The sequence below is a fragment of the Streptomyces sp. ISL-1 genome (assembly GCF_018614585.1).
Taxonomy (GTDB): domain Bacteria; phylum Actinomycetota; class Actinomycetes; order Streptomycetales; family Streptomycetaceae; genus Streptomyces; species Streptomyces maoxianensis.
This window is the reverse complement of sequence record NZ_JAGGOI010000033.1, coordinates 1-13,249: the sequence shown is the minus strand read 5'-3', so window position 1 is coordinate 13,249 and position 13,249 is coordinate 1. Positions and strand designations below refer to the sequence as shown.

Sequence of the window (13,249 nt, the reverse complement as noted above, 5' to 3'; positions counted from 1 at the left end):
ATCCTCATCGAACCCGAACCCGGCTTGTTCGCCCGCCCCGACGCCTGAGGGCCACCCCCCACCCGCCACCAGCGGTCCTTCCCCAACCTCAACCACGAAACGGACAAGAGCTCACGTTCCGCACTCTCAGACCTGTTGCCGTTGCGGACGACTACGCCGGGTCAACGCACTGACCTCCGACGGACCGGTCTGCGGCAGCTGCTACTCCAGCCCTGCCCGCCTGTGCGGTGTCTGCGGACAGATCGTTCCCATCGTCGCCCGGGCCGACGGCACCAGGCCAGACACCTGCGATCGGTGCTACAAGCGACACGAGAAGACCTGCGCCGTCTGCGAAAGGGTGCGCCCAGGCCACCACATCAACGGTGGCCTGGGCCCGTTCCACTGCGACACGTGCCGCCCTCGCGAAGAGTGCGCGTGTGCCCTGTGCGGCAATGTCACGAAGGTCAAGGTCTTTTGGCCGCGAGGGCCAGTGTGCGACTCTTGCTACAGAGCAGCTCTGTCGACCCCTGCACCGTGCGCCTCGTGCAGTCGACATCGCATTCTGATCGGTCAGACCGTTGAGGGAACCCTCCTGTGCAAGGCGTGCTCGTTCCCCGACGAACCGGTCGAGCGCTGTTCGGCCTGCGGTGAGCCAGCGGACCTCTACTCCGGCCCCCGCTGTCCCCGCTGCACCCTGGCCGCCCGCGTGACCGAACTGCTTTCCGTAGACGGCGCAAGCGTGGTCCAGCCACTCCAACCCCTCGCCATTGTCCTGACCAGCGCGGAAAACCCCTACCGCGTCCTGCAGTGGCTGCGCCGAAGCCCTGCCGCCCGTCTCTTGGAGCGCCTGGTCCTCGATCCTGGAGCGCTGAACCACGAATCCCTCGACTCGCTGCCGCAACGGGCTGCCACCGCCTACGTGCGCGGGTTGCTCGTCACCGCCGGCATCCTGCCGCCACGCGATGAGAACCTCGGCCTGCTCACCAACTGGGTAGCGCGGACCGTGGCCGAACTCCCCGCGCGGCACGCCAATCTCATCCGGCCGTTCGCCGAGTGGCACATCATCCGCGACGCCCGCCGACGCTCAGCCCGAGGCCGTTACACCTACGCCGCGTACAAAGGCGACTGCGGCAACGTGCTCGCCGCCATCGACTTCTTGAACTGGCTCGACTCCCAGCACCTGCGCCTCCGTCGACTCCAGCAGCCGCACCTGGACGTCTGGGCGACCGACAGGCCAACCCTGCGCTCCCGGTCCATCCCCTTCCTCCGCTGGAGCACCGCACGACGCCTCTGCCCGCCCGGCCTCACCATCGAGCACCCAGCCTCGCAACTCCCCGGCCACTTCCAAGCCGAAGGTGAGGCCCGCGAGGAGCTGTTGCGCTGCTTGAACGACACTGGGTTGCCCTTGGACGTCCGCGTCGTGGCTGCTCTCGTCCGTCTTTATGCGCTTCCCTTGACCCGCATCATCGAGCTCACCGAGGACCACATCAGCCGGGACCAGGAGCACACCTACTTGGCGGTCAACCAGCACCCCTTCGTGCTCCCGCCGAAGCTCGCTCGTCTGATCGACGATCAGCTCCGCCAAAACACGCCCCGGCACGGCACCACGGCTGAACGAAGGTACCTGTTGCCCGGACAAAGCCCTGGACGCCCGCGTAACCCCCTCGGCCTCGCCGACACGCTGAGACACCACGGTCTGCCCGCCCGCGCAGCTCGGAACACCGCCATGATGGACTCCCTGGCCGACCTGCCGCCCATGGTCATCGCTGACCTGCTCGGCATACACCCCAAGACAGCCGAACGTTGGGCCACGCTCGCAGGCGAGAACTGGTCCGAATACGTGTCGTCGCTGACGTGACCGGGCCGAGCTACAGGGCTGTTCACTCTGCGGACGCGTCAGCTGGACCCACCAACGTCAAACAGGCTTGGTCGTATCCCGGGCCAGCACCCCTGCAGCACCCGTAGGCGCCCGCGCTGGACGAGGGGGAACGGGACGTGGCTCAAAGGCGTTGAAGGGGCGGCCTCGAGCCGAGGTCGTCCGGGATCATGAAGCATGCTCCCAGATGACTGGCACCTCACCCAAGACATCGACGCCTTCCTTGCCCGAGCCGGGCACTTCCTGCGCTCGCGAGCCGCCCTGCACAACACGCCGCTGACGGACATCGAGAAGCTGCGGACACACAGGGCGGCCGATCAGGACGCCGAAGCCGCCGTTTTCGGCCGCCTGGAATCACAGGGCGAGGTCCGCGCGATCTTCTATCTCACCCCCCTCGGACGCCTGGGCATCACGCCTCTCTCTGTCGAGCAGACCGATGCCCTCGCTGCACACCTGGCCGGCCTCGGTCACTCACCCGCCCACGTCATCTCGGACCACGACACCGCTGGCGCCTTCTCCGAGTCATGGCAGAAGCACACGGGCGCGGCGTCGGTGCCTTCCTGGCGGACGCATCTTTACCGTCTTGGCACGCTCACCCCACCGCAGCCTGGCCCGGAGGGCCAGGGCCGCCTCACGGGCGGTAAGGACCGTGACCAGATCGTGCGCTGGTGCCGCGAGTTCTGTGTCGACGTCGGGGAGCAGCACTCCATCGACTTGATTGACTCCGGCTCCTGGGAAGACTCGCGTTTCGGCGACAGGCACTTCACGTTCTGGGAGACACCGGAGGGCACCCCCGTCTCGATGGCGGCCTCGACCTCGGTCGTCGGCGGCATGGTCCGGGTGGACCCCGTCTACACCCCGGCCCACCTCCGCGGCCGCGGCTACGCCGGAGCTGTGACGGTCGAGGCGAGCAGGGCCGCGCAGGCCGCAGGGGCGACGGACGTTGTCCTGTTCACAGACCCGGATAACCCCACGAGCAACGCCCTCTACCAGCGTATCGGGTACGTCCATGTCGCGGACTTCGCCGGATACAGGTTCTCCTATGGCGCACCACAGGCCGGATGACGGGCTCCCCTGGACAACGGCCTAGGAGGGATAGCAGGTAGCTCCCGCATCGACGATCCGGGCGGGCTGGGTGGGCGCACCATCTGCCGCGGACCGCTGCGCGCGAATAGTGCAGGGATCGAATACTGCCTCTTCACCAGTGCACCCGCAACACCGCTGAAGCGGTCATCGGCGCAGTGACCGGAAGCCTCATCCGGCCGGAGACCGTTCTGCTCGGCCGCTACACCACCGACGGGCACTTCCTCCTGGTCGCCCGCAGCACGCCCCTGGCGCCGCGGCTTCGTGCGGAGCTCGGCGGCGGCCTGCTCACCCCAGCAGGCGCCGACCACCCCTGGCACGACGTTCACTTCACGTCGCACTGGGGCAGCCGCGAACCGCTCGCCTTCACCCCCGCCCAGCTCGTCGCGGAATTTCACGGTGATACCGCTGTCGATCGCGGCCGCTGGCGCCACCCCGTCAATCTCCACCGGCTCCGTATCGACCTCACCCCCGACGACGTCCCGCCCTATGGCGCGGAACAGCATTCCGCGGACCCGGAACAGCCGGCAGCTCAATGACGCCCGGCTGCGTCAACACCGCGTGCCCAGGCTTTGCGTCCGTGGGGTCCTCACGTGCGCCACGGTCGCTGAACCCAGCATCACGCGTTACTGTTCTCGAACAGGGGTTCGAAATCGCTTTTCGGTGTATTTCGCACGAAAATGGACGGAAGGGGTTGTGGTGTTCGGAGGCGCGGCATGGCGGGATTTACCCACGTGCACGTCGCGTCCGGCTACTCCGCCCGGTACGGGGCCTCCCACCCCGAGGACCTGGTGGAGCGGGCGGCCGAGCGCGGCATGAGCGCGCTGGCGCTGACCGACCGGAACACCGTCACCGGCGTGGTGCGCTTCGCGAAGGCGGCGATGAAGCACGGCATCCGCCCGGTCTTCGGCATCGACCTGGCCGTCGTCCCTCTGCTTGCGGTCCGTTCGCAGCGCCGCCGTACCCCGGTGCGCGGCGGCGCCCACGTCCTCGAGCGGCCGCTGCGCATCGTGCTGCTCGCCGAGAGCAAGGCTGGCTGGGCGCGGCTGTGCCGCCTGACCTCCGCCGCGCACCAGCAGCCGCACGGCGAGCCGCCCGTGCTCTCCTGGGAGGCGCTCGGTGAGCACGGAAACGACGGGCTGATCGCGCTGCTCGGGCCGGTCTCCGAACCGGTCCGTGCCCTGTCCGCGGGCCGGCCGGACATTGCCGAGCAGCTACTCACCCCCTGGCGTGAGATTTTCGGCGACCGGCTGCGGCTGGAAGCGGTATGGCACGGCCAATCCGGCACCGGCCCCGGCTCACTGCGCCTGGCCGCCCGCACCCTCCAGCTCGCCGACCACACACACATCCCCGCCGTGCTGACCAACGCCACCCGGTACGCCGATCCCGGCCAGCACCGGCTCGCCGACGTCCTGGACGCGGCCCGCCTGCTGCGCCCCATCGACCGGCGCCGGCTCGATTCGGGGGAGCGCTGGCTCAAGGACCCGAGCGCAATGACCGAGGCCGCCTTGCGGATTGCCGAAGCCGCAGGCTTGGGGGAGCAGCGGGCCCGCCGCCTGCTCGCCGACACCGAAGCGACCGCGGCGCAGTGCGTGGTTGACCCGGTCGTGGACCTGGGCCTGGGCACACCGCACTTCCCCGAACCGGAAGTCGTCGGCGCTGGTGGGGGAGCGGGGGAGGCATCCCGGCTGCTGCGCGACCTGTGCGAGGCCGGCATGGTCCGCCGCGGCCTGGACCGTGACACCGCGGCCCTCCAGCGGTTGGAGGAGGAGCTCGCCGTCATCGGCCGGCTCAGGTATGACACCTACTTCCTCACGGTCGCCCAAGTCGTCGCCGACGTACGGGAGATGGGCATCCGGGTCGCTGCCCGCGGCTCCGGCGCCGGCAGCATGGTCAATCACGCGCTGATGATCGCCACCGCCAACCCGCTCGATCACCGGCTGCTCTTTGAGCGATTCCTGTCGGTGCGCCGCGCCTCGCTGCCGGACATCGACATCGACGTGGAGTCCGCCCGCCGCCTCGACGTCTACGACAAGATCATTGACCGGTTCGGGCTGGAACGGGTCGCCGTCACCGGCATGCCGGAGACCTACCGGGCCCGGCACGCCCTGCGCGACACCGGCCTCGCCCTCGGCATCCCCCCGGCCGATGTCGACCGGATCGCCAAATCGTTCCCGCACATCAGGGCCTGCGACATCACCGCTGCCCTCGCCGAACTGCCCGAGCTGAAGCAGCTCGCCGCCCAGGCCGGCGCGTACCGGCTTCTGTTCGAGCTCGCTGAAGGCCTCGACGCCCTGCCACGCGGGATCGCCATGCACCCCTGCGGCGTCATCCTCACCGACGCCTCACTGCTAGACCGGCTGCCCGTGCAGCCCACCCCCGGCGGATATCCGATGGTTCAGGCCGACAAGGAAGACGTCGAAGACCTCGGCCTGATCAAACTCGATGTCCTCGGCGTGCGGATGCAGTCCGCGATGGCCCACGCCACCGCCGAGATCGAGCGAACCACCGGCCGGCACATCGACCTGGATGACCCGCAGCAGGTGCCGCTGGACGACTTCTTCGCCTTCAAGCTCATCCAGGCCTCCGACACCCTGGGCCTGTTCCAGCTCGAATCCCCGGGCCAGATGGACCTGCTCAGCAGGCTGCAGCCCCGCAACACGCAAGACGTCATCGCCGACATCAGCCTGTTCCGGCCCGGGCCGGTGGCCGGCGGCATGCCCGAGCAGTACATCGCCGCCCGCCACGGCAAAGCCCCCAGCTACCCGCACCCCGATCTGGAACCGGTGCTGTCCGACACCTACGGGGTGGTGATCTGGCACGAGCAGATCATCGACATCGTCGCCACCCTGACCGGCTGCGACCGGGCCCTGGCCGAGATCGCCCGCCGCGCCCTCGGCGACGCAGAGCGCATGCCCAAGGTCCGCGCCTGGTTCCTCAACCAGGCCACCGCCCGCGGCTACACACCCGACGTGCTCGACAAAGTGTGGGACACGCTGGAAGCGTTCGGCGCCTACGGATTCTGCCGCGCCCACGCCGTCGCCTTCGCCGTCCCCGCCCTCCAGTCGGCCTGGCTGAAAGCCCACCATCCGGCCGCCCTGTATGCGGGCCTGCTGGAGCACGATCCCGGCATGTGGCCCAAGCGGGTCATCGTCGCCGACGCCCGCCGCCACAACGTCGCCGTGCTGCCCGTCGACATTAACCACTCCAAGACCGTCCACACCATCGAGCAAGCCCCCGACGGCACTTGGGGAGTGCGCCTGGCCCTGTCCCGCGTGCGCGGCATCAGCGAGGCCGAGGTTGCCCGGATCGCCGCCGGCCAGCCCTACACGTCGCTGTCCGACCTGTGGCAGCGCGCCCGCCCCAGCCGGCCGACCGCCGAACGCCTCACCAGCATCGGCGCCCTCGATGCACTGCGCGGTCCCCTCACCCGGCGCGACCTGATGCTGAACCTCGCCGAACTCCACCGCCAGTACCGCGGCCGGCCCCTCGACGACGGGCAACTCCCCCTCCACGCCGAGAGTGAGGCGGCCGGGCAGGCCGCCGGGCTGCCGGAGATGACCAGCCGCGAAGCCCTCGGCGCGGAGCTGCAGGTCCTCGGCATCGACGTGTCGCAGCATCTGATGGACCACCACCATCAGCTGCTGCGCGAGCTCGGCGCCACCGATGCCGCCCACCTCCGTGCACTGCGCCCGGGCCAGCGGGTCCTTGTGGCCGGCGTGCGTGCCTCCACCCAGACCCCGCCCATCCGATCCGGGAAGCGGGTCATCTTCGTCACCCTCGAAGACGGCTCCGGCATGGTCGACCTGGCCTTCTTCGAAGACAGCCACGACGCCTGCGCGCACACGATCTTCCACAGCGGGCTGCTCCTGGTCCGCGGCGCCATCCAGCGCCGCGGCGGCCGCAACACCGTCACCGGCACCATGGTCTGGGACCTCGACGCCCTCGCCGCCGCCCGCCGCGACCACGGACCCGAAGCCGTCCACCGCCTCCTCGGCCCCGACGCCACCCCAACCCCGGCCACGCCGGCAGCCAGCGACGATGCGCCGCAACGCACCATCACGCAGGAGACCGGAGCCGAACTGCACCCCTGGGCCGACCTGCAGCCGGCCGGGCAGCGCTCCGCCGACCTCAAAGCCCTCGGCTACACCAGTCCAGGAAGCGCGGGGTGAACGTCATGACCGAACGGCACATCCTCCACATCCACTTCCACATCAATGACGGCTCCGACCCCGAACTCTATGGACGACTGATCGAGCAGCTGCAGGACATCAGCCCCCGCACCCAAGCTTTGCCACCGGACGCCGCCGACTGCGATGTCACCGGTTAGGTCCAGGAGTTGTAACTGTCTCATTTCATCCGAACAGCGCCGAACTGGTCTCTTCGGCGCTGGTAACTTCCCTCTCTCGTCGTCGCAGAGGGGCGCTCGTGCATGCCGCCGACTGGCGGGATGCCTGCCGTCAACATGCGCGATACTCACCGCGGCCGAAGCATCGGCCCTCCGTATGGCCGACGTCCTCGCGGCTCTCCGCGCCCACGGACACACCGCGGTGCTCACCGAAGGTGGGCCGCAGCTCATCGGTCACCTCCTTGGCGAGGGCATGGGAACCGCGCTGCGCCCCGGATCGACTTCACCACGCACGTCAGTCGCACCTTGCGTGAGTTGATCGCCGCCCGATTATGGCTGACTGTCCACCAGCTGCCGCCCTACGCAACCGAGTTCAACGCCGTCGAGGGCGTGTGGTCGCACCTGAAGAGGTCGCTGGCCAACCTCATCAAGCACAGCCTCGACCAGCTCACCGCGTTGGTGAAGATGGGGCTGAAGCGGATGCAGTACCGCCCCCGCCTCACGGAGGGCCTCGTCGCCAAGACCGGGCTCGACCTCCAACCGCCGTAGCCTCAGCCATCGAAGATCTTCTAGCTCGACGGGTCAGCAGACATGCGCGGTCCTCGAATATCGCCGCGGAGCCCTTACTTGGCGGCTAGCTGTTTGACGACTGCCTCGGCGACTGCCCTGGCGCTGAACGGGTTCTGGCCGGTGATCAGGCGCCCGTCCTCGAGGACATACGGGGCGAACGGCTGGGCAGCCGTGCTGTAGTCGGCACCGAGCTTCTTCAACTCTTCCTGGACGTTGTAGGGGACCGCCTTCGCCCGGTTCGCCAGTTCCTCTTCGGGCCATGAGAACCCGGTGACGCGCTTGCTCTTGACCAGGGGCTCACCGTTGCTGAGGGTGACGTTGAGCAGGCCGGCTGCGCCGTGGCAGACGGTCGCCACCACACGACCGGTCTCGTAGAACCTGGCGATCAGGCTTTCCAGGTCCTTGCTCTGCGGGAAGTCGAACATGACCCCGTGGCCGCCGGTGAGGTAGATGGCGTCGTAGTCGTCGATGTCCGCGTCGGAGACCTTCATGGTGTCCTTCAGCAGGTCCATGAAGTCTCGGTCCAGGTATCGCTTGCCGGTGCCCTCGGCATCCAGCATCTGCCGCGTCAGGCTCTCCGGGTCGAGCGGGATCTTGCCACCCGACGGACTCGCGATATCCATCGTGAACCCGCGCTCCCCGGCGAAGTCCCAGAAATGGGTCAACTCTCCGAGCCAGAGTCCGGTCCGCAGGCCGACCTTCTGGTATTCGTCGGCATTGGTGACGATGACAAGGATCTTGTTCGTGGCTGCAGGCATGACGTACCTCTAACTGTTGGTCCCCTTTGTGGGGAGTTTCGGCAGACAACACCGCCTCGGCGGTTACAAATCTCCGCGGGGCCGCCATTCACTGGTGCTGAGCACCGTCCCAGCGCCCGTCACCGCAGGCGATGGTCAGGACGATCTTCCCGCGGGTGTGGCCCTGCTGGCCGAGGCGCCACGCTTGGGTCGCCTCGGCCAGCGGCAGCGCGTGTTCCACGGGAACCGTGAGCTTCCCGGCATCCGCGAGGTCGGCGAGAGCCGCCAGGTCGGCCGCGTCCGGGCGGACCCACACGTAGTGACCGCCCTTCGCCGCTACCTCGCCATCGGCGATGGACGCGACCCGGTCACGCTTCTTGAGCAGCTGCTGCGACACGTCCACCGCGCCGTCGCCGACGAAGTCGAGGGCCGCGTCCACGCCGTCGGGCGCCAGTTTCCGCATGCGGTCGGCGAGCCCGTCCCCGTAGGTGACCGGCTCCGCGCCCAGCTCGCGGAGGAAGCCGTGGTTGCGTTCGCTCGCGGTGCCGATCACGCGGGCGCCGAGCGCGACAGCGATCTGCACGCCGAGCGAGCCCACACCGCCGGCCGCGGCGTGGATCAGCACGGTCTCGCCCTGGCCGAGGCCGACCCGCTTGATGCTCTGGTAGGCGGTGAGCCCCGCGAGCGGCAGCCCCGCGGCCTGCTCCCAGCCGAGCGCGGCGGGCTTCCTGGCCAGGGTGCGCACGGGGGCGGAGACCAGTTCGGCGTACGCCCCGTTCTGTGCCCAGTCCTTTCGGACGTAGCCGAAGACCTCGTCCCTCACGGCGTACTCTGTGGCGTCGAGCCCCACTCGTTCCACCACGCCCGCGACGTCCCAGCCGGAGATCAGCGGGAAGCGGACTTCCATGATCGGATCCAGGTACCCGGCGGCGAGTTTCCAGTCGACCGGATTGACCCCGGCCGCCTTCACACGGACCAGGACCTCGCCGGGCGCCACCTTGGGATCGGGCAGGTCGATCAGCCGCAGATCGTCGGACGAGCCGTACTGTTCGAGCGCGATGGCCTTCATGATTCACGGTCGCTTTCCGGGCAGTCGGCGCGTCCTAGCCAGTGGCGAGGCTGGCGCCTGTGAAGTCGGGTAGCTGTGTGCTTCCGCCTCGAATCTAAAACCGCCGACGTGTCCGTACCAATGGAAACACCGGTACCAGGTATCGAAGAACCGATGCCTGACACGGGGATGGACGGCGGTGGCCGCCACGCATATCTCGTAGGCTCGACACCGTGAGCGATCAGGACACCCGTGGGTCCGGTCCGCTGGACCTCAACCTGCTGCGCACCTTCCTCGCAGTGCACCGACTGGGATCCTTCACCGCCGCTGCGCGTCGGTTGGGCCTGTCGCAGTCCACCGTCACCACGCAGATCCGGGCGCTGGAGAACCACCTGGGCCGTGAACTGTTCGAACGCCGGGCGCGCGGCGTCACCCCGCTGCCCCATGCGTACGAGCTCGCCCCGCAGCTGTCGGTTCCCATGGACCAGTTGGCCGGCATCACCGGCGAGGGGCCGAGCGACAGCCCGGCGCCGGTGCACCTGGCGGGGCCCGCGGAGTTCCTGAGCGGCGCCGGCCTCAAGGTACTGGCCCCGCTCGTTGCGCAGGGAGTCCGGCTGCGGATGACCATCGGACTGACCGAACCGCTGCTCGAAGAACTGCGGGCCGGACGCCACGACCTCGTCGTCGCCACTCGACGGCCCAGTGGCCGGACGCTGCACGCCGAACTCCTCGCCGACGAGGAATTCGTCCTGGTCGCCGCCCCAACATGGGCCGAACGGCTCAAGGGGCAGGAGCTGCCCACTGCCCTGGAGGGCCACCCACTGATCGCCTACGCCGAGGACCTGCCCATCGCCCGTCGCTACTGGCGCCACGTCTTCAACCGCTGCCTGCACGCCCAGGCCGCGATCACCATTCCCGACTTGCGCGGCGTCCTCACCGCCGTCACGGCCGGCGCCGGCTGGAGCGTCCTGCCCAGCTACCTGTGCCGTACCGAAATCGCCTCCGGCGTCTTGCAGCTGCTGCACCAGCCGGAGGATCCACCGATCAACACCGCCTACCTCGTCCAACGCCCCGGCAGTCCCAGCAACCCACACCTGATCCTGGTCCGCGAGCACCTGCTGGCCGTCGGCAAGACCTGGCGAGCCCGGCCCAGCGGCTCCGTAGCCCGCCTCGACGCACAGGAAGCCTGACCTGAACGGGCCATCCGAAGATGCATAGGGTTGGCCAGCCGGCCTGCCCAAGGTGGCCAACCGAACTGAATAGTGGCCAACATGCAGGATCCGATGAGGACTTGCGAGGGACCGGGGCGCCCGCGTCCGAGCGCCTTGAAGTGGCCAGCAGTGCCCGGCGGCCGCCAAGCGGATCCGCTCACGCCGAGCCCGTGCCTCCGCGGTCAGTGCGCCACCATCGGGATACCTCATCTCTCCGGCATAACGCGGCCCACGACAGCCGTCGCGGCCCGACGTAACCCGCACGGTTAAAGATCTCTAGAACGGCAGCAGCCGACCACTCCGCGACGCCGACCAATTCGGCCCTCGCAAGGGCATCCGCGGGCCCGGCTCGAAGACCACGTACGAGCAACGGTTCCGGGCTATCCCTGAGACACCAGCCTGCTTGGTTCGAGGTGGATCCTCCTTGGGCCTCACCTGGGGCGTTGGTGAGACAGGAGGGGGCCTGAGACATGCGAGCTGTTCATAACACCGGCAGCCTGCGGTACTTCGACCGTGACCCTCAGCAGATCGCCCAGCTTGTGAGGCTGCGCGCGCTCGCCCTGCACGGCATCAGCACCACGATCGGATCGGCGAGCAACCGCATGCTGGCCGCCATGGCCGCCGACGCCACCGCGCCCGGCGGCATCACCCACCTCGAGCACACCCCTGAGGCGATCGCCGTCTTCCTGCGCCCCCGCCCGGTCGCCGCGCTGTTCGGGGTCGGCCCGTCGACGGCGAGCCTCCTTACTCGGCACGGACTGCACACCGTCGGCGCCGTCGCCGACACACCGCTGGGTACCCTGCAGCGTCTGTTGGGTAAGGCCGCTGGCCGGCAGATCCACGACCGGGCCCGAGGCGAGGACTCGCGCCCGGTCACTCCCCAGGCACCCGCCCGCTCCTGCAGCGCCGACCACGCCTTCACCCGCGACGAACTCGACCCCGCCCGCCACCGCCAAGCCGTGCTCGCCCTCGCCGAACAGCTCGGCGCGCGTCTGCGCAAGGAACGACAGGTGACGGGCCGGCTGACCCTGACCGTGCGCTACGCCGACCGCTCCATGACCGTGCGCACCCGCCGCCTGCCCGAATCCACCAACCACACCGCGAGCCTGGCCCGCACCGCCTACGACATCTACAGCGCCCTCGGTCTCCAGCGGGCCCGCGTCCGCGGCATCGCGCTGCGCGCGGAAGACCTTCAGGGCGCCGAACGTGCCACCCGGCAGCTCACCTTCGACCCGGGCGACGACAGAGCTCGCCGCATCGAAGCCGCCGCCGACAAAGCCCGCGCCCGCTTCGGTGCCGACGCCGTGATGCCCGCAGCCCTGGCCCGCCCTTCCGATGACCGCCGTGCCGCGCACGGCAGCGGCCGCCGGTCCGTACGATGATGCAGCTCAATCGAAATGGAGATCGAAAACGTGCGTTCTGAACGGTTCCAGCAGTTCTGTCTGAACGCCCTCGCCAAGGGCCCGGACATCCAGGCAGTGGAGCCGGTGGAGCGAAGAAGGCTCACGCCCCCCCGGCCTCGCCATCACCTTCAGCTCGGGAGCACAGCTGTGGGTCGGCATCACCGGCGTCGCCGCGCCCGGCGAGAAGCTCGACCAACCCGAGGCGCCCTCACGGGAGAGCCGCCCGCCGAGGTTCCGCTGCCGTCCCTGTACGAGAAGGGAATGATTTCCGCGGAGCGGGCGGAGGCGTACCTCGCCGCTCTCCTCATCAACGCGGCCTCCGACGAGATCGCCCGCGCCTACGGCTACCGCGACCGGACGGCCCCGGCCATGCACCCGGGCGTCGGCGTTGAGTTCCACTCGGGCGCCCGCGCGAACCTGCCCTTCGTCCACACTGCCCGCCCCGGACAAGGACGCGGCCGCAGCGCATTCCAGCTGCAGAGCGAGTTCTAGGGGCTTACGCGAGCCCGTCGGCCGGCGGGACGCTTGCGTGTCGCAGGGCAAGCGGAGTTGGGCATGCAAACGGCCGGCGCCCAATCCGCCGAGGCGGGTGGCAAGGGCGCCGGCCAACCGAAAACACACACTCCGCGGGAGAACCCGAGAGGCGGTCTCGTTATCGAGTCTAGCCGGACAGCACAGCATTCGGTACGTGCATCCTTGCCGACCGAGGGTGACATAAGGGGGGTATTGTTTTCTCGTTGGCGCGTCGTGGCAGCGCTCCAGCACCGAAGACACTTTTCCAAGGAGCATCCCTATGCCCGTCTACCTCACCCGGCGCGACATCGACGACCGCGCCCAGGAGCTCGAGGCCCCCGCCGTCCCGGACGCTGTGAACCGCGCGAACGCCGACCGCGCGCAGCTTGCCTGGCCGGCAACCGCCGCGGCCGTGACCGCCGAACTCGACCAGCTCGCCCAGGCCTTGACCGCCGTTGACGTCACCGTGAACCGCGACGGC

The 13,249-nt window shown here is 69.1% G+C and carries 12 protein-coding genes; 10 read left to right on the top strand and 2 right to left on the bottom strand.

All coding sequences use genetic code 11. The features are described from left to right. Positions 1-685 precede the first annotated feature (685 nt). The 6 genes from J7E87_RS24330 (at position 686) to J7E87_RS35965 (ending at position 7,835) form a co-directional block, all read left to right on the top strand. Positions 686-1,837, top strand: a complete 1,152-nt coding sequence (locus J7E87_RS24330) for a hypothetical protein (protein WP_215096647.1) — start codon at positions 686-688, stop codon at positions 1,835-1,837. A gap of 195 nt (positions 1,838-2,032) precedes the next feature. Further along, complete coding sequence (locus tag J7E87_RS24325) at positions 2,033-2,920, top strand: GNAT family N-acetyltransferase (RefSeq protein WP_215096646.1); 888 nt, start codon at positions 2,033-2,035, stop codon at positions 2,918-2,920. A gap of 176 nt (positions 2,921-3,096) precedes the next feature. Continuing rightward, positions 3,097-3,477, top strand: a complete 381-nt coding sequence (locus J7E87_RS24320; protein WP_215096645.1) for a hypothetical protein — start codon at positions 3,097-3,099, stop codon at positions 3,475-3,477. A gap of 177 nt (positions 3,478-3,654) precedes the next feature. Next, positions 3,655-7,110 carry a DNA polymerase III subunit alpha gene (locus tag J7E87_RS24315; RefSeq protein ID WP_215096644.1) on the top strand — a complete coding sequence of 1,152 codons (3,456 nt, stop codon included), beginning with the start codon at positions 3,655-3,657 and terminating at the stop codon, positions 7,108-7,110. Between the two features lie 5 nt (positions 7,111-7,115). Then, complete coding sequence (locus J7E87_RS24310; protein WP_215096643.1) at positions 7,116-7,268, top strand: hypothetical protein; 153 nt, start codon at positions 7,116-7,118, stop codon at positions 7,266-7,268. 102 nt (positions 7,269-7,370) lie between these two features. After that, complete coding sequence (locus J7E87_RS35965; RefSeq protein ID WP_308313059.1) at positions 7,371-7,835, top strand: transposase; 465 nt, start codon at positions 7,371-7,373, stop codon at positions 7,833-7,835. 74 nt (positions 7,836-7,909) lie between these two features. Here J7E87_RS35965 and J7E87_RS24300 read toward each other — a convergent pair whose 3' ends face one another. Both J7E87_RS24300 and J7E87_RS24295 read right to left on the bottom strand, forming a co-directional pair. After that, positions 7,910-8,614, bottom strand: a complete 705-nt coding sequence (locus J7E87_RS24300; RefSeq protein ID WP_215096642.1) for a type 1 glutamine amidotransferase domain-containing protein — start codon at positions 8,612-8,614, stop codon at positions 7,910-7,912. Between the two features lie 88 nt (positions 8,615-8,702). After that, positions 8,703-9,662 (bottom strand): NADP-dependent oxidoreductase, encoded by a 960-nt coding sequence (locus J7E87_RS24295; protein ID WP_215096641.1) that lies wholly within the window; start codon positions 9,660-9,662, stop codon positions 8,703-8,705. Positions 9,663-9,874: 212 nt separating this feature from the next. Here J7E87_RS24295 and J7E87_RS24290 point away from each other — a divergent pair, with 212 nt between their 5' ends. The 4 genes from J7E87_RS24290 to J7E87_RS24275 form a co-directional block, all read left to right on the top strand. Continuing rightward, on the top strand, positions 9,875-10,831 hold the full coding sequence (locus J7E87_RS24290) for a LysR family transcriptional regulator (protein ID WP_308313058.1): 957 nt from the start codon (positions 9,875-9,877) through the stop codon (positions 10,829-10,831). Positions 10,832-11,322: 491 nt separating this feature from the next. Beyond that, positions 11,323-12,234 (top strand): hypothetical protein, encoded by a 912-nt coding sequence (locus J7E87_RS24285; RefSeq protein ID WP_215096640.1) that lies wholly within the window; start codon positions 11,323-11,325, stop codon positions 12,232-12,234. Between the two features lie 282 nt (positions 12,235-12,516). Next, a complete protein-coding gene (locus tag J7E87_RS24280) occupies positions 12,517-12,747 on the top strand; it encodes a hypothetical protein (RefSeq protein WP_215096639.1) in 231 nt (76 codons plus the stop codon). Positions 12,748-13,048: 301 nt separating this feature from the next. Continuing rightward, the coding region (locus J7E87_RS24275) for a hypothetical protein (RefSeq protein WP_215096638.1) at positions 13,049-13,249 on the top strand (201 nt) is incomplete at its 3' end.

What these genes read in the sequence shown, in the direction of transcription:
- J7E87_RS24325 (WP_215096646.1), top strand. Translation starts at nt 2,033, where the DNA reads ATGCTCCCAGATGACTGGCACCTCACCCAAGACATCGACGCCTTCCTT.
- J7E87_RS24315 (WP_215096644.1), top strand. Translation starts at nt 3,655, where the DNA reads ATGGCGGGATTTACCCACGTGCACGTCGCGTCCGGCTACTCCGCCCGG.
- J7E87_RS24310 (WP_215096643.1), top strand. Translation starts at nt 7,116, where the DNA reads ATGACCGAACGGCACATCCTCCACATCCACTTCCACATCAATGACGGC.
- J7E87_RS35965 (WP_308313059.1), top strand. Translation starts at nt 7,371, where the DNA reads ATGCCGCCGACTGGCGGGATGCCTGCCGTCAACATGCGCGATACTCAC.
- J7E87_RS24300 (WP_215096642.1), bottom strand. Translation starts at nt 8,614, where the DNA reads ATGCCTGCAGCCACGAACAAGATCCTTGTCATCGTCACCAATGCCGAC.
- J7E87_RS24295 (WP_215096641.1), bottom strand. Translation starts at nt 9,662, where the DNA reads ATGAAGGCCATCGCGCTCGAACAGTACGGCTCGTCCGACGATCTGCGG.
- J7E87_RS24285 (WP_215096640.1), top strand. Translation starts at nt 11,323, where the DNA reads ATGCGAGCTGTTCATAACACCGGCAGCCTGCGGTACTTCGACCGTGAC.
- J7E87_RS24280 (WP_215096639.1), top strand. Translation starts at nt 12,517, where the DNA reads ATGATTTCCGCGGAGCGGGCGGAGGCGTACCTCGCCGCTCTCCTCATC.